The organism is Microbispora sp. NPDC004025, assembly GCF_053604425.1.
The window spans coordinates 168,845-185,220 of sequence record NZ_JBSGHN010000017.1; the positions used below are offsets into that span (position 1 = coordinate 168,845).

The following is a 16,376-nucleotide window of genomic DNA, read 5'->3' on the forward strand; positions in this document are numbered from 1 at the left end:
TCCGCTCACTGTTTCCGAAATTTTCGCGAAACTCTAACACCGAACGGCGTCCAATATAAGGCGAGACCAGGCCAGAAGTAACGCGTTGAATGCGGCATGACGACGGCTGACTCCCCTCTTGACGAGGCCCTGGCCTCAGCCTATATTTCCGCAATATTACTGAGGATCACCGAAAATTTCTGTCGCGTCGCCTGCGCGCACCGCGTCGTCCGGCGTGGGTGACGGCGTGGTGACGGCGTGGGTGACACGGCGGTGCCGCAGCCCTCGCGGCCCCGGGCGCGGGGCCGGCCACGAGCGGTGGCCGCGGCCGTCGGCGTGATCTGTCGGCGTGATCTGTCGCGTGATCTGTCGGAGGGCACCGGAGGCACAGGAATGAGCACCACCAGAACGATCGACGTGTCACCGGGCGCCGGGGATCCCGGCCGTGCGAGACCCGGTCCCTCCCGTGCGCCACGGCCGCCGAAACGGACCTGGCGTCAGGCGCTGCGCCGCGACTGGCAGCTGTACTCGCTCGCGGTCATTCCGCTGCTGTTCTTCCTGATCTTCCGGTACCTGCCGATGATCGGCAACGTCATCGCCTTCCGCAAGTTCCAGCCCGGCGGCAGCGTGCTGGGCGAGGAATGGGTCGGCCTGCGGTACGTGAAGATGTTCCTGAACGACCCGTCGTTCTGGCAGGTGTTCACCAACACCGTGGTCATCGGCGTGCTGACCCTGCTGTTCTGCTTCCCGACGCCGATCGTGCTGGCCCTGCTGATCAACGAGCTGCGCGGCCGGCGCGTCAAGCGGTTCGTCCAGTCGGTGTCCTACCTGCCGCACTTCCTGTCGATGGTGGTCGTGGCCGGTCTCGTCATGGAGATGCTGTCGGTGGACGGGCCGGTCAACCAGCTCCTGCGCGCGATGGGCAACGATCCCGTGGCGTTCCTGCAGGAGGCGGGCTGGTTCCGCACCATCTACGTCTCCTCCGAGATGTGGCAGACCGTGGGCTGGGGAACGATCATCTACCTCGCCGCGCTCACCACCATCGACGAGCAGCTGTACGAGGCGGCCCGGATCGACGGCGCGAGCCGGTGGCGGCAGGTCTGGCACGTGACGCTCCCCGGCATCCGGCCGACCGCGGTCACCCTGCTGATCCTCAACGTCGGCACGTTCATGGCGGTGGGCTTCGAGAAGATCCTGCTGCTCTACAACCCGCTGACGTACCCCACGGGCGACGTGATCTCGACGTACCTGTACCGGATGGGGATCGTGTCCAACAGCTTCAGCTACGCCGCGGCGATCGGCCTGTTCGAGGCCGTGATCGGCCTGTCCCTGGTCCTGTCGGCGAACCTGATCTCCCGGCGCACGGTGGGGACGAGCCTGTGGTGACCGTCGACAGGACCCGGGGCTACCGGGTGTTCCGCGCGGTCAACGCGGTCATCCTGACCGGCGTCGTGATCGTGACCCTCTACCCCTTCGTCAACATCGTCGCCCGGTCGCTCAGCGACGAGTTCGCCATCCGCGCCGGCAAGGTCAACCTCGTCCCGGTCGGGTTCACCTTCCGGACGTACGAGTTCGTGGCCTCCGACCCGACGTTCTGGGCGAACTACCGCAACACCGTGGTCTACACGGTCGTCGCCACGGCCATCGCGATGTTCATGACCACGTGCTACGCGTACGTGCTGTCGAAGAAGCACCTGAAGGGCCGCACGTTCCTGATCGGCATCGCGGTCTTCACGATGTTCTTCTCCGGCGGGCTCATCCCCAACTACATCCTGATCTCCAGCCTCGGGTTCAAGGACAGCATCTGGGCCATCGTGCTGCCGAACGCGATCAGCGTGTTCAACCTCCTGGTGATGAAGGCGTTCTTCGAGGGCCTGCCGGCCGAGCTGGAGGAGGCCGCCGCGATCGACGGCATGAGCACGTACGGCGTCCTGCTGCGGATCGTGCTGCCGCTGTCGAAGGCGGTGCTCGCGACCATGGTGCTGTTCTACGCCGTGTCGTTCTGGAACTCGTGGTTCGCGGCCTTCCTCTACATGAGCCAGTCCGACCTGTTCCCGGTGACCGTCTACCTGCGCAACCTCATCGCGGGGGCCACCACCGGCACGTCCGTCGGCGCCGACGCCACCGACATGACCGTGGCCACCAACATCAAGGCCGTGACGATGGTGCTCACCGTCATCCCGATCCTGGTGGTCTATCCCTTCATCCAGCGGTATTTCGTCAAGGGCGTCATGCTCGGCGCGGTCAAGGGATAGCCGCCCTCGTTCGTTCTCACCCCCCATCACCAGGGAAAGGACCCCACCCTCCATGTATGAGATCAACCGGCGTCAGGCGATGGTCGCCGTGGGAGCCTTCCTCGCGCTCGCCGCCTGCAGCACCGACGGCGGATCCGGCGGCTCCGGCGACGCGAAGAAGGGCGACGACTTCTCGGCGAACCGGGACGGAGCGATGGCCGACTACGCGCCCGGCAAGCAGTTCAAGGCGGCGGCGCCCCTGACGTTCAGCATCCTCTACAACAACCACCCGTTCTATCCGATCAAGAACGACTGGCTGTTCTGGTCGGAGCTGACGAAGCGGACCAACGTGACGCTCCAGCCGAGTGTGGTCCCGCTGAGCGACTACGAGAACAAGCGCAGCCTGATGATCGGCGCGGGCGACGCGCCGATGATCATCCCGAAGACCTATCCGGGGCAGGAGACCCCCTTCGTCGCCTCCGGAGCCGTCCTGCCGGTCAGCGACTACATCGACCTGATGCCGAACTTCAAGGAGAAGATCGCCAAGTGGAACCTGCAGCCCGACCTTGACACGCTCCGGCAGTCCGACGGCCGCTTCTACGTGCTTCCCGGTCTTCACGAGGACTACTGGGTGGACTACACCCTGGCGATCCGCGCCGACGTCCTCGACAAGCTCAACCTGGAGGTCCCGCAGACCTGGGACGACGTGCACTCCGTGCTGAAGGCGATCAAGGAGGAGCACCCGGACTCCTACCCCTTCTCCGACCGGTGGGGGACCGTCTCCACGACGGGCGGCGCCTTGATGAACTACCTCGGCACGGCCTACGGCGCTCCCTGGGGGTGGGGCTATACGAGCGGCGGTCTCGTGTGGGACCCCAACGCGCAGAAGTTCGCCTACGTGGGTGTCATGGACCAGTTCAAGCAGGCGCTGCAGTTCCTCAACACACTGGTGACGGAGAAGCTCCTCGACCCGGAGAGCTTCACGCAGCAGGACGAGCAGGCGATCCAGAAGCTGGTGTCCGGCAAGTCCTTCGCGATCAGCACCAACGCGCAGACGCTGGTCAACGAGTACCGCCCGCCGCTGGGAAAGGCGAACTCGAAGGCCAGGCTCGTCAAGATCCCGGTGCCCATCGGGCCGCTCGGCCCGATCAAGGCGGGGTCGAACACCACCCGCCTGGAGAACGGCATCATGATCTCCAAGAAGGCCCGGGACAGCAAGAACTTCGTCGCGATGATGCAGTTCATCGACTGGCTCTGGTACTCCGACGAGGGCCAGGTGTTCGCCAAGTGGGGTGTCGAAGGGACCACCTACACGAAGGACGCCTCCGGCAAGTTCCAGCTGGCGAAGGACGTCGACTTCGTCGGGCTCAACCCCGGTGCGCCCAAGCACCTGCAGAAGGACTTCGGCTTCTCCAACGGCGTGTTCGCCTACGGCGGCAGCACCGAGCTGCTCCAGTCGACCTTCTCCGAGGAGGAGATCGAGTTCCAGAAGACGATGAACGCCAGGAAGGCGCTGCCGGTGGCGCCTCCGCACCCGCTCTCCGACGAGGAGCGCGAGCAGGCCTCCCTGTGGGAGACCCCGCTCAAGGACCACGTCAGCCAGAACATGCTCAACTTCATCCTTGGCAAGCGGAGCTTCGACGAGTGGGACGCCTACGTCAAGGAGCTCGAGGCGAAGAACGTGGCGTCCTACGTCAACCTCGTGAACGGCGCGTACGAGCGCTACAAGAAGGAGCACGGCTGACCGGCGTGGGCCGGCCGTGCCTGTCCCACGGCCGCCCCGCGTCCGCCGCGACGGTGAGCGAAGGACGATGATGCACGACCCTGCCCCCGATGAACCCCGCACGAGCCGCTTCCCGGACGCCTGGCGGTTCTGCGTCGGCACCGGCCGCTTCGACCTGGCCCTGCGCCGGGACTACCAGGAGTCGCTGGCGCTGGTCCAGCGGGAGATCGGCTTCCGGCACATCCGGGGGCACGGGCTGCTGAGCGACGGCGCCGGCGTCCACCGGCCGTACGTCCACCACGGCGCGCGGCACGTGCGGCACGCGTTCACCTACGTGGACCAGGTGATCGACGCCTATCTCGACCTCGGGATCGCGCCGTTCCTGGAGCTGGGCTTCATGCCCTCCGGGCTCGCGTCCGGCGACGAGACCGTGTTCTGGTGGCGCGGCAACATCACCCCGCCCCGCGACTGGCGCGAGTGGGCCGCGCTGGTGCGGGCCACCGTGACGCACCTGATCGGCCGGTACGGCCTGGAGCAGGTGCGCACCTGGCCGATCGAGGTGTGGAACGAGCCCAACCTCAAGGAGTTCTGGCTCGACGCCGACGAGGACGCCTACCACCGCCTGTACGAGGTGACCGCGAACACGATCAAGGACGTCGACGCCTCGCTCCAGGTGGGCGGGCCGGCCATCTCTCCCGGCTCCGACGAGTGGCTGGTGCGCTTCGCCGAGTTCGTCGCGGGCCGGTCCCTGCCGATCGACTTCGTCAGCCGGCACGCCTACACCTCCGGCCCGGCCCGGCATGTGCCGTTCGGCGTGCACCAGACGCTGGCCCCGCCGTCGCGGCTGCTGGAGCAGTTCGCCACTCCCCGGCGTCAGCTGCGGGGAGGTCCGCTGGCGGACCTGCCCGTGCACATCACCGAGTTCAACTCCTCCTACCGGCCCGACAACCCGATCCACGACACGGCCTTCCACGCGGCGTACCTCGCTCCCGTGCTGGCCGCCGGGGGAGACCTGGCCGACTCCTTCTCCTACTGGACCTTCTGCGACGTGTTCGAGGAGGTGGGCGTGCCGGCCTCGCTGTTCCACGGCGGGTTCGGCCTGCTGACCCACCGCCAGATCAAGAAACCCGCCTATCACCTGTACGCGTTCATGGCGCGGATGGGCGAGGAGGTCCTGGCCCGCGGCGAGGACCACCTGGCCACCGGGGGCGGCGACGGCCGGGTCACCGTGCTGGCGTGGGCGCCGGTGGACGTCACCGGCGGCCCGCCGGTGGACGGGCACACCGTGCGGCTGTCGGTCCCGGTCGCCTCCCCGTCCGGCAGGGCCTTCCTGCTGCGCTCGTCGGTGAGCGAGGAGAAGGGCAACGCCTGGCGGGCGTGGTGCGAGATGGGCCGCCCGGCGTCCCCCACGCTCAGGCAGCTCGACCTGCTGCGGGAGGCCGCCGAGCCGGTCCGCGGCCATCGCGGCCTGCCGATCGAGGACGGGCACGTCCGTCTGGACATCGTGCTCGACCGCCACGAGGTCACCCTGCTGGAGATCACGCCTGTGGTGGACGAGACCCCGCCCTGGGACAACGGGCAGGACGAGCGCCGCCTGCTCGGCCTGGACGACCAGGGAGGCGCCCGATGACCGAGACGACGATCCGGCGGTTCGGCCAGGGACCGCTCTCGCGCGTCTCCGCGCTGGTCTACACCCTGCTGGTGGTCGAGCTCCTGCTGCTGGCCACCACCCTGCCCGGCCTGGCCGGGCTCGTCCTGCTCGGCCGTGACGCCGCCAACATCCCGCTGGCCGCGGCCTGCGCGCTCCCGGCCGGCCCGGCGCTGTCCGCCGCGCTGTACGCGGTGCACCGCCGCAGGCCGGACCTGACCGACCTCCACCCGGCGTCCGCGTTCTGGCGCGGCTACCGGATGAACGCCCGGGGGGTGCTGAAGCTCTACGTCCCGTGGCTGGCGGGACTGACCGTCCTCGGATCGACGCTCGCGAACTTCGGCGCGGCCGGCGTCCCGGGCTGGTGGGCGACTCTGCTGGTCGTCGTCGCGCTCGCGACGGCCCTCTGGGGGGCGAACGCACTCGTGATCACATCGCTGTTCGCGTTCCGGGCGAGGGACGTCGCCCGCCTGGCCGCCTACTTCCTGTTCTCCGCGCCCCGCGTCGCGCTCGGCACCGCCTGCCTCCTCGTCGTCGCGGGCGGCGTCACGCTGGTCGCCACCGAGGCCGCGCTGACGCTGCTCAGCTCGGTGTTCGCGTCGGCGCTGCTGCTGAACAGCCGGCCGCTGATCGCCGAGGTCACGGAGAAGTTCACCGTACAGGGCGACTCCCCGGAGAGGTCTCGTGACGATTCCTGATTCCGTCCACCCCGCGTGGCTGCCCCCGGAGGCGTTCCGGGGGATCGGCTCGCGCCACACGCTCGTGCTCGGCGAGGGGCGCCTCGTCGGCACGGTCCACGACGAGGTGGCGCGGGCCTGCGCGCGGTACGGCGGACGCGTGCGCCGTGCCGGAGCCGGGCCGTACGACCTCGTGCTCGCGCTCACGGCGGCGCAGCCGCTGCCGGAGGCGGCGGCCGAGGTTCTTCCCGCTGCGGCGATCGGCGACGAGGGATACGTGATCGCACGCCGGGACGGCGTCACCGTGGTGCTCGCCGACGAGCCCGCCGGGCTGCTCTACGGCCTGTTCCACGTCGTGCGGCTCGGCGAGGAGGCGTTCGCCGGCGAGCGGCCCGCCGAGCACCACCGGCCGGCGACGCGGCGGCGCATGCTCGATCACTGGGACAACGTCGACGTGCACCCCGTGATGGGCCAGGTCGAGCGTGGTTACGCGGGCGGGTCGCTCTTCTGGCGCGACGGCGCCCCGCGCGGCGACCTGGCCCGGGTGCGCGCCTACGCGCGGCTGCTGGCGGCGTGCGGCGTGAACGCGATCTCCGTGAACAACGTCAACGTGCACGCCACCGAGGCCCGCCTGCTGACGGACCGGCTCGGCGACGTCGCCGCGATCGCGGACGTGCTCCGGCCGTACGGGATCAGGGTTCACCTGTCGGTGAGCTTCGCCTCGCCCGTCGTCCTCGGCGGGCTGCCGACCGCCGACCCGCTGGACGAGGACGTGCGCACGTGGTGGACGGGGGTCACCGAGCGGGTCTACGAGACCATCCCCGACTTCGGCGGATACGTGGTGAAGGCCGACTCCGAGGGGCAGCCCGGGCCGTTCGCGTACGGGCGCGACCACGCCGACGGCGCGAACCTGCTGGCCGAGGCGCTGGCGCCGTACGACGGGGTCGTGCACTGGCGGGCCTTCGTCTACAACCACCGGCAGGACTGGCGCGACCGGTCCACCGACCGGGCCCGCGCCGCCTACGACCACTTCGCCCCGCTCGACGGACGGTTCCGCGACAATGTGATCCTGCAGGTGAAGCACGGCCCGATCGACTTCCAGCCGCGCGAGCCGGTGTCGCCGGTGATCGCGGCCATGCCCGCCACCCGCCTCGCCGTGGAACTCCAGGTGACGCAGGAGTACACCGGCCAGCAGCGGCACGTCTGCTACCTCGCCCCCATGTGGCGCGAGGTGCTCGGCTTCCGCCCGTGGGGCCCCGCAGGGGCCGCCGTCGCGGACGTCGTCGGCGGCGGCGACCTGGTGGGGGTCTCCAACGTGGGGGACGACCCCTACTGGACCGGCCACCCGCTCGCCCAGGCCAACCTGTACGCCTTCGGACGGCTCGCCTGGGAGCCGCGGCTGGACCCGGCGGCGATCCTCGACGAGTGGATCGACCTCACCTTCGCGCCGGTGGCGAGCGGGGACGTCGAGCGGTCGCGGCACACGCTGCACGCGATCATGGACGACTCCTGGCGCGCATACGAGCGGTACACCGCGCCGCTCGGCGTCGGGTTCATGGTCCGCCCCGGCCACCACTACGGGCCCGACGTGGACGGATACGAGTACACCCCGTGGGGCACCTACCACTTCGCCGACCGGGACGGCGTCGGCGTGGACCGTACCCGCGCCACCGGGACCGGCTTCACCGGCCAGTACCCGCCGCCGTGGTCGGAGGTGTACGAGTCGCTTGCCGACTGCCCCGACGAGCTGCTGCTGTTCTTCCACCACGTCCCGTACGGACACGTGCTGCGGAGCGGCTCGACCGTGATCCAGCACATCTACGACACCCATTTCGCGGGCGCCGAGCAGGTGGCCGAGGCGAGGCGGCGATGGGAGGAGGCCGCGGGACTGTTCGACCCGCCCCTGCACGCCCGGGTGAGAGATCTCCTCGACGAGCAGGTCCGCTGCGCGGAGGAGTGGCGCGACCAGGTCAACGCCTACTTCTTCCGCAAGTCGGGCGTCCCCGACGCGCACGGGCGGCGCATCCCATGACGCGGCCGCCATGGATGCCCGAGGCGCCGGTGGTCCCCAGCGCCGACGGGCACTGGGTCCCCACCTGGACGGCGATGCCGCAGGCCGCCGAGCCGGAGAACATGCCGCCCGCGCCGTTCACGCGGGACGACGTGGTCCTGGCCGATGCCACACTGCGGCAGACGATCCGCGTGTCCACAGGCGGGGAGCGGATCCGGCTGCGCGTGTCGAACGCGTTCGGCGGGGCGGCGCTGCCCGTCACGAGGGTCAGCGTCGCGCTGCCGGCCGGCGGGCGGGCCGGGGTGAGCGCGATCCGGCCGGGCACCGCGCGGCCGGTGACCTTCCACGGCCGGCCGTCGGTGACGATCCCGGCCGGCGCGCAGGCGGTCTCCGACCCGCTGGACGCCGGGGTCGCGCCCCGGTCCAACCTGACCGTGACCGTCCACCTGGCTGACGGGCATCCCCCGGCGGGCACCACCGCGCATCCGGGCTCGCGGACCACGTCGTACCTCGTGGCGGGCGACCACGCCGACGCCGCGGACCTGCCCGGCGCGACCCCCGTCGACCACTGGTACCTCCTGAGCGCCCTGGAGGTGTGGGCCGCGCCGTCGGCCGCGGCGGTGGCGGTGGTGGGCGACTCGCTCAGCGACGGCCGGGGCTCGACCACCAACGGCAACGACCGCTGGCCCGACCGGCTGGCCGACCGCCTGCAGTCGCTGCCCGGCACGTGTGGTGTGGCCGTGGTCAACCAGGCGGCCGGCGGCAACCGGGTGCTGGACGACGGCCTGGGCCCCAACGCGCTGGCCCGGCTGGACCGCGACGTGCTCGCGCACAGCGGAGTGGCGTGGCTGATCCTGTTCGAGGGGGTGAACGACATCGGCACGGCCGAGGCGACCGAGGCCGCGCAGAAGCGGGTGGCCGGCGAGCTGGTCTTCGCCTACGACCAGATCGTCACGCGGGCGCACGCCCGGGGCATCCGGGTGTACGGCGCGACGCTGACGCCGTTCGGCGGCAACACGCCGTACGACGACGCGCGGGGCTGCCGCGAGGCGGCCCGGCAGGCGGTCAACCAGTGGATCCGCACCAGCGGCCGGTTCGACGCCGTCGTCGACTTCGACCGCGCCGCCCGCGATCCGGCCGACCCCCGCCGGCTGCGCGCGGCCTACGACGTGGGCGACCACCTGCACCTGAACCCGGCGGGATACCAGGCGCTCGCCGACGCCGTGCCCGTCGGGCTGTTCCTGCACGAGCCGCTGCCACCGGGCTTCCGATTCGGCTGACCACCGCGGAGATGGGCTCCCCGCGGGTGGTCAGTCGTCGGGCCGCAGGGCCCGCGCGCAGACGGTGAGGCCGTCCCTGAGGGTCTCGCACGTCGCGTCGTCGACCTTCTCGAGCATGACCGCCTCGATGTCGTCGAGGGAACTGTCGCAGCGCCGCAGCACGGACGTCCCCTCGGCGGTGAGGCGGGCGCACAGCATCCGGCCGCCGTCCGGGTGCGGGTCGCGGCGGATCAGGCCGCGCCGTTCCAGGTCGCGGATGACGAGGTTCATCGCCTGCGGTGTGACGAACGCGATGCGGGCCAGTTCCGCCGACGACAGGCCGTCGCGCGTGCGGAGTTCGCTGAGCGCCATGTACTCCGTCGTGGTGACGCCGTGCCTGGCGAGCGCGTCGTCCAGACGGGCGCGGATGCGGCGCTCCAGGCGGAACACCAGATAGCTCAGGCGCGGAGCGGAGGCGGCGCGACGGGTGCGGCGGGCGGTCACCGGACGACCATACCGTGCTGTCGGCCGGATGTAAGTTTCGCGTTTTGCTATCAAGTCACTTGATAGCAAGTACCTTGATAAGCAGTAAAAATGAGGATTTGATCTCCGGGCCCCTCGTATGGCTTCTTGACCACCGGTCGCGCCTGCTCCTATACCAGCTGGCGTCGGTATTCCGAATAACGAGGAGGAGCGGATGAGGCGATTACTCGCGGCGCTCGCCGGCGCCTGCGCGGCGGTATTGTGCGCCGCCGTGGCCCTGGTGTCGGTGCTGGTGCCCGCGCACCCCGCCGCGGCGGCCACACTGACCGAGGTGACCAACTTCGGCGCCAACCCCGGCAACCTGCGCATGCACCTGTACGTCCCGAACGGCGTGCAGCAGAACCCGGCGATCGTGCTGGCCATGCACACGTGCGGCGGCTCGGGGCCGGGCTTCTACTCGTCCACCGAGTTCGCGTCGCTCGCCGACCGGTACGGCTTCATCGTCATCTATCCGTCGGCGTCGAAGAAGATGAACTGCTTCGACAACTGGTCCGAGGCGTCCAAGGTGCGCGGCGGCCAGACCGACCCGGTGTCGCTCATGTCGATGGTGACCTACGTCGAGCAGCAGTACCACGGCGACCCCAACCGGGTGTTCGCGACCGGCGCGTCCTCGGGCGCCATGATGACCAACGCCATGCTCGCCCTGTACCCCGAGGTGTTCAAGGCGGGTGCGGCCTTCATGGGCGTGCCGTTCACGTGCTTCCCCAACGAGGCGGCCTACAACCCGGCGGGCAACTCCGCCCCGTGCGTGGGCAAGACCGCGCAGCAGTGGGGCGACGCGGTCCGCAACGCGAACCCCGCCTACCGGGGGCCGTGGCCGCGGATGCAGCTGTGGCACGGCACCGCGGACAACGTCGTCGCCTACTCCGAACTGGAGGAGGAGGTCAAGCAGTGGACGAACGTGCACGGCCTGAGCCAGACGCCGACGTCCACGGACACGCCGCAGTCCGGGTGGAGCCGCCGCCGCTACGCGGACGGCTCCGGGGCGGTGAAGGTCGAGGCCTACACCATCCAGGGCGCGGGGCACAGCCTCCCGGCGGGGGGCATGGCCGCCGTCGCCCTCCAGTTCTTCGGCCTCACCGGTAGCAGCCCCAGCCCGAGCCCCAGCCCGAGCGCCAGCCCGTCCGTGAGCCCGTCCGTGAGCCCTTCGGCGTCTCCGAGCGCCTCGCCGTCCGCGAGCCCGTCGGCCCCGCAGCAGGGCGCGTGCCGGATCGCCTACAGGGCCAATTCCTGGAACGAGGGCTTCACCGCGGAGGTCACGATCACCAACACCGGCGCCGCTCCCGTCAACGGCTGGACCGTCACCTGGTCGTGGCCCGGCAACCAGCGGATCGTCAACGCGTGGAACGCCACCGCGACCCAGTCCGGCGCCCAGGTCACCGCGCGCAACGTCTCCTACAACCCCGCCATCCCCGCCGGAGGCAGCACGAGCTTCGGCTTCCAGGCGACCTACAGCGGCAGCAACACCGCACCGTCCGGATTCGCCCTCAACGGCACGGCCTGCACCACCGCCTGACCGGGACCGGCGCCGCGCCCGGCCGCGCCGACGTGAGACTCGCCGGGCCGCGCCGTTCGGGGGTCGGCGCGGCCGGGGCGCCGGCGGAGGGTCAGACGGCCAGCGTGTCCAGGACGGCGGCGGCCAGCCCGCAGGCGGGCGGCTCGTACCGCTGCGCGAGGGCCTGGAACGTCTGCTCGGCCTGGATCGCCGGCCAGTCCCGGGGCAGCAGCTCGGCCGGCAGGTGCGGATCCTGCCGGACGAGCTGCAGCCAGTCGGTGTGCAGCAGCAACTGGCGTGCGAGGTCGTCCGGTGCGCCGGGAAGCGGCCGGGGCGCGTCCCACTGGGCGAGGAACGCCCGGTAGCGCGCCGCGATCTGCTCGACGTCGAACGCCTTGCCGACCAGGTCGGCCGCCTCGGTCGGCGCGAACGCCTTCGCCGTCAGCACGGTCACGTGATCGCCCAGGTCCAGAGAGGCGAGGACGCCGCTGACGTCCCTGGCGCCGGGCGCGATCCACATTCCGCTCTGCAGCAGGCCGAATCCGTTCCAGATGAGCTGGGAGCGCAGGTCGTGCCGGAGGCTGCGGTGGCTGTCCGGGATGGAGAACCCGACGACCGTCCAGGTGCCGTCCCAGTCGCGGTTCACCGCGCCGGTCTCCCACACCCTCCTGCGCCCGTCCTCCAGGACCTCCACGGCGTGCGGTGTCAGCCCGAAGTACACCTTCCGTCCGTGCCGGTGCCGCGTCAGGAGGTTCCGCTTCGCCATCCGCGCGAGCGTCGACCGTACGGCCTCCTCGGAGACGCCGAGACGGGCGAAGACGTCGATGACGCTCCCGGAGTAGACGGCGACGCCGCGATGCAGCACGTAGATCCCGAGGAAGCTGAACATCAGGGACTGCGGGCGCGGGGATGGCGCCGTCCGGTCGTCTTCGCCGCCGAGAGTCACAGCAGAAAAGGGTAGACCGTTCCCGACGTCATGCAAACAATTGACGCCCGTCAGAAAGGTGCCATACGTTCGAGGTGTCACGCTCGCCCGCCCGGGCTCGGCGCGCAGGAGAGGACGACGGACGCATGACCACCACGGCGTACGGGCTCGACGAGATCAGGGCGCTGGCCGGCAAGGACCTCGGCCACAGCGGCTGGCTGGAGATCACCCAGGAGCGGGTGAACACCTTCGCCGACGCCACCGGCGACCACCAATGGATCCACGTCGACCCCGACAAGGCCAAGGACGGCCCGTTCGGCGGCACCATCGCCCACGGGTACCTGACCCTGTCCCTGCTCATCCCGATGTTCACCGAGCTGCTGGACATCCAGGGCGTGAAGATGAGCATCAACTACGGCCTGGAGAAGGTCCGCTTCCCCAGCCCGGTGAAGGTCGGCGCCAGGATCCGCCTGGCCGCCGCAGTCGTCTCCGTCGAGGACGTCCCCGGCGACGGCGTCCAGATGCACCTGGACTTCACCGTCGAGATCGACGGCGCGGCCAAGCCGGCCTGCGTCGCCCGCGCCATCTACCGGCACTACGCCTGACCCCGCTTCCCACGTGACCCCGCTTCCCGCCTGACCCCCTTCGCGTCTGACCCCTGACTTCCCGACCCGGTGGCCGCCCTCGGCCACCGGGTCGTCCGCGTGCCCGGCCCCGCCTCGTCGCCGGGGCCGATTCGCCCCGCGCGGCCCACCGCCCTCCTGGGCCGGTTTGTGTCCAGCCACAAACCACCGCCCGACTCTCCGTGTGTGCCCCAATTGCCGGTTTGGTCTGTTTGATGCAGACTTGCCGATCCATAAGCCCCTGACCTGGGGCTTCGTCCCGGAGAGAAAGGATCAGGCATGACCGTGCCACGGGGGCCCGTCGATTCCTCCCGGGTCCCGCGATTCGCCGGCCCGGCCACCTTCGCGCGGCTGCCGCGCCTGGACGAGGTCGGGCACGCCGACGTCGCGGTGGTGGGCGTGCCGTTCGACAGCGGGGTCTCCTACCGTCCCGGCGCCCGGTTCGGCCCTTCGGCCGTCCGCGAGGCCAGCCGGCTGCTCCGGCCGTACCACCCGGGCCTGGACGTCTCGCCCTTCGCGGCGGTGCAGGTGGCGGACGCGGGCGACATCGCGGTCAACCCGTTCGACATCCGCGAGGCCGTCGAGACCATCGAGGAGGCCGCCTCCGGGCTGACGGAGGACGGCACGCGCCTGGTCACGGTCGGCGGGGACCACACGATCGCGCTGCCGCTGCTGCGGACGGCCGCCCGGCGGCACGGCCCGGTGGCGCTGCTGCACTTCGACGCGCACCTCGACACCTGGGACACCTACTTCGGGGCCGAGTACACCCACGGCACGCCGTTCCGCCGTGCGGTCGAGGAGGGCATCCTCGACACCGAGGCGGTCTGCCACGTCGGCACCCGCGGCCCGTTGTACGGCAAGAAGGACCTGGAGGACGACCGGCGCCTCGGCTTCGGTATCGTGACCAGCGCAGATGTGATGCGCCGGGGCGTGGACGAGATCACCGACGCGCTGCGTCAGCGGATCGGCGGCCGTCCGCTCTACCTCTCGATCGACATCGACGTGCTCGACCCGGCGCACGCGCCCGGCACCGGCACCCCCGAGGCCGGGGGCCTGACCAGCCGGGAACTTCTGGAGATCCTGCGCGGCCTGGCCGGGTGCGACCTCGTCGGCGCCGACGTCGTGGAGGTCTCCCCGGCGTACGACCACGCCGAGATCACCTCCGTCGCCGCCTCCCACGTGGCCTACGACCTGATCAGCCTGCTCGCACTCAAGGAGGAGCAGTGAGCGACACGAACACGGCGACGGGCCTGCCCGCCGCCTTCGCCTGGTCTCCGAAGGACTGGCCCTCGGAGCGTGCGTTCCGCACGCCCGACGCGGCCGAGGTGTGGTGTTACACCGATCGGTTCTCCTACTTCCCGGGGGAGACCGTCCGCTTCCACCTCAGCTCCAGCGTCCCGTCCTTCGACCTGGAGGTGGTCCGCGACGGGCTGGAGCCGCGCGTGGTGTGGTCGCGCACCGGACTGTCGGCGGGCCGGCACGAGGCGCCGGCCGACGCGCACGCCACCGGCTGCGGCTGGCCCGTGGGGCTCGAACTGGAGATCCCCGGCGACTGGCGCAGCGGCTTCCACATCGTCACGGTGCGCGCCGTCACGCCGTCCGGCGAGCTGTGGGAGCGCGAGCACTTCTTCGTCGTCAAGGCACCGGCCGAGCGGCGCGCCCGGGCCGCGCTCGTGCTGACCACCGGCACGCTGCTGGCCTACAACGACTGGGGCGGCGCCAACCACTACCGCGGCCTGGGCGACGACCCGCGCTCCGACAACGGGTCGCCGCTGGCCTCGACCCAGCGCCCCATCGCCCGCGGCATGATCCGCAAGCCGCTGAGCGCGCCGCGGGAGGCCAACCCCGGCGTCCTGCCCATGCACGGCGCTCCCCGCTATCCCTCCTACGAGTGGGCGCGGCTGTTCGGGTACAGCCGCCACCACGCCGACGCGTTCTGGGCGACGTACGAGCGGCACTTCGTCGTGTGGGCCGAGCGCAACGGGTACGACATCGACTACCTGACCCAGCACGACCTGCACTTCGACCCCCACGCGCTGGACGGGTACTCCTGCGTCGTCGTCGTCGGGCACGACGAGTACTGGTCCTGGCGGATGCGCGACACCGTCGACGCGTTCGTCGACGCCGGCGGCAACCTGGCCAGGTTCGGCGGCAACTACCAGTGGCAGGTGCGGCTCAGCGACGACGGCGCCACGCAGTACTGCTACCGCCTGCCGTCCCTCGACCCCGAGGCGGCCGCGACGCCGCACCTGGCCACCACCGTGTGGGAGGCCAAGTCGGTCGGGCGTCCCGGCGCCACCACCATCGGCCTCAACGGCCTCGGCGGGATCTACAACCGCTACGGCGTCGCCACCCCGCGCTCGTCGGGCGGCTTCACGGTCTACCGGCCGCACCACTGGGCGTTCGAGGGGACCGACCTCTACTACGGCGACCTGCTCGGCGGGCCCCCGTACTTCCTGGCGGCCTTCGAGCTCGACTCGGTCGAGTACACCTTCCGCCGCGGCCTGCCGTACCCGACGTTCGAGGACGGCGCGCCGGAGACGCTGGAGATCCTGGCCCTCGCGCCGGCCGTACGGGGCGAGGAGGACCGCTTCGGCGGCCGGGTGCCGATCGGCGGCCCGGAGGAGGAGGTCTACAACTACAACGCGGACCTCGGCGACGACCTGCCCGACTACGTGCACGAGGGCGAGATGCGGGGGGCCGGCATGATCGCGGCGTTCACCCGCGGCGACGGCGAGGTCTTCAACGGCGGCACCACCGAGTGGTCCCACGTGCTCAGCCTCGGCGACCCCTTCGTCGAGCGCATCACCCACAACGTCCTGCGCCGCTTCGGCATGACCAGCCGCTTCGAGAACCACGGGGGAACCGCAGCGTGAACGACCGGCACACTCCGGCGGGCGTCGACGCCGTCCGCGCCGTCACCGCCGCGAACGGCGAGCGCTTCGTGCCGCCGCTGAGCGACTACCACCTGCTGTCCGCCGAGTGGACGGAGGCGGAGTTCCGCGTCTTCGGCGGCGCCGCGAGCTCCTTCACCGGCGGTTACTGGACGGGCGAGCCCGGCGCCGTGCGGTTCGACTCCTGGCCCTACGACGAGATCTGCTTCATCCTCAAGGGCCGCGTCGCCGTGCAGGACGAGTCCGGGCGGCGCAAGGAGTTCGGCCCGGGGGAGTCGTTCCACATCCCGCAGGGCTTCCGCGGCGACTGGATCACCCTGGAGCCGAGCGAGAAGGTCTTCGTCGCGGTCACCCGCTGATCAGCC

At 70.8% G+C, this 16,376-nt stretch carries 14 protein-coding genes; 12 read left to right on the forward strand and 2 right to left on the reverse strand.

Annotated features, from left to right (window positions below):
* Positions 1-372: 372 nt before the first annotated feature.
* The 7 genes from ACWEQG_RS33240 (at position 373) to ACWEQG_RS33270 (ending at position 9,552) form a co-directional block, all read left to right on the forward strand.
* A complete protein-coding gene (locus ACWEQG_RS33240; RefSeq protein WP_452290873.1) occupies positions 373-1,365 on the forward strand; it encodes an ABC transporter permease in 993 nt (330 codons plus the stop codon).
* Positions 1,362-2,234 carry a carbohydrate ABC transporter permease gene (locus tag ACWEQG_RS33245; RefSeq protein ID WP_452290875.1) on the forward strand — a complete coding sequence of 291 codons (873 nt, stop codon included), beginning with the start codon at positions 1,362-1,364 and terminating at the stop codon, positions 2,232-2,234. Before ACWEQG_RS33240 ends, ACWEQG_RS33245 begins: the two co-directional genes overlap by 4 nt.
* Positions 2,235-2,286: 52 nt before the next feature.
* Positions 2,287-3,957, forward strand: coding sequence for an ABC transporter substrate-binding protein (locus tag ACWEQG_RS33250; protein WP_452290876.1), 1,671 nt, complete (start codon positions 2,287-2,289; stop codon positions 3,955-3,957).
* Between the two features lie 67 nt (positions 3,958-4,024).
* Positions 4,025-5,566, forward strand: a complete 1,542-nt coding sequence (locus ACWEQG_RS33255; protein WP_452290878.1) for a GH39 family glycosyl hydrolase — start codon at positions 4,025-4,027, stop codon at positions 5,564-5,566.
* Complete coding sequence (locus ACWEQG_RS33260) at positions 5,563-6,282, forward strand: hypothetical protein (protein ID WP_452290880.1); 720 nt, start codon at positions 5,563-5,565, stop codon at positions 6,280-6,282. Before ACWEQG_RS33255 ends, ACWEQG_RS33260 begins: the two co-directional genes overlap by 4 nt.
* Complete coding sequence (locus tag ACWEQG_RS33265) at positions 6,269-8,293, forward strand: alpha-glucuronidase family glycosyl hydrolase (protein ID WP_452290882.1); 2,025 nt, start codon at positions 6,269-6,271, stop codon at positions 8,291-8,293. The genes ACWEQG_RS33260 and ACWEQG_RS33265 overlap by 14 nt, the downstream gene beginning before the upstream one ends.
* Entirely contained in the window at positions 8,290-9,552 is a 1,263-nt protein-coding gene (locus ACWEQG_RS33270; RefSeq protein WP_452290883.1) for an SGNH/GDSL hydrolase family protein, read from the forward strand. Before ACWEQG_RS33265 ends, ACWEQG_RS33270 begins: the two co-directional genes overlap by 4 nt.
* Before the next feature lie 30 nt (positions 9,553-9,582).
* Here ACWEQG_RS33270 and ACWEQG_RS33275 read toward each other — a convergent pair whose 3' ends face one another.
* Positions 9,583-10,035, reverse strand: a complete 453-nt coding sequence (locus ACWEQG_RS33275; protein WP_363473995.1) for a MarR family winged helix-turn-helix transcriptional regulator — start codon at positions 10,033-10,035, stop codon at positions 9,583-9,585.
* A gap of 193 nt (positions 10,036-10,228) precedes the next feature.
* On the opposite strand from ACWEQG_RS33275, the gene ACWEQG_RS33280 reads away from it, so the two are divergent.
* A complete protein-coding gene (locus ACWEQG_RS33280) occupies positions 10,229-11,590 on the forward strand; it encodes an extracellular catalytic domain type 1 short-chain-length polyhydroxyalkanoate depolymerase (protein WP_452290885.1) in 1,362 nt (453 codons plus the stop codon).
* Between the two features lie 91 nt (positions 11,591-11,681).
* On the opposite strand, the gene ACWEQG_RS33285 is transcribed toward ACWEQG_RS33280, so the two are convergent.
* Entirely contained in the window at positions 11,682-12,515 is an 834-nt protein-coding gene (locus ACWEQG_RS33285; RefSeq protein WP_363473999.1) for a PaaX family transcriptional regulator, read from the reverse strand.
* Positions 12,516-12,640: 125 nt separating this feature from the next.
* Between ACWEQG_RS33285 and ACWEQG_RS33290 the strand changes: the two genes are divergently transcribed.
* The 4 genes from ACWEQG_RS33290 to ACWEQG_RS33305 all read left to right on the forward strand — a co-directional run bounded on the left by ACWEQG_RS33290 (position 12,641) and on the right by ACWEQG_RS33305 (position 16,370).
* Entirely contained in the window at positions 12,641-13,099 is a 459-nt protein-coding gene (locus tag ACWEQG_RS33290; protein WP_452290887.1) for a MaoC family dehydratase, read from the forward strand.
* Positions 13,100-13,396: 297 nt separating this feature from the next.
* Positions 13,397-14,344, forward strand: coding sequence for an agmatinase (speB, locus tag ACWEQG_RS33295; RefSeq protein ID WP_452290889.1), 948 nt, complete (start codon positions 13,397-13,399; stop codon positions 14,342-14,344).
* A complete protein-coding gene (locus ACWEQG_RS33300) occupies positions 14,341-15,993 on the forward strand; it encodes a N,N-dimethylformamidase beta subunit family domain-containing protein (protein WP_452290891.1) in 1,653 nt (550 codons plus the stop codon). The genes speB and ACWEQG_RS33300 overlap by 4 nt, the downstream gene beginning before the upstream one ends.
* On the forward strand, positions 15,990-16,370 hold the full coding sequence (locus tag ACWEQG_RS33305; protein WP_363470789.1) for a cupin domain-containing protein: 381 nt from the start codon (positions 15,990-15,992) through the stop codon (positions 16,368-16,370). Before ACWEQG_RS33300 ends, ACWEQG_RS33305 begins: the two co-directional genes overlap by 4 nt.
* Positions 16,371-16,376 lie beyond the last annotated feature (6 nt).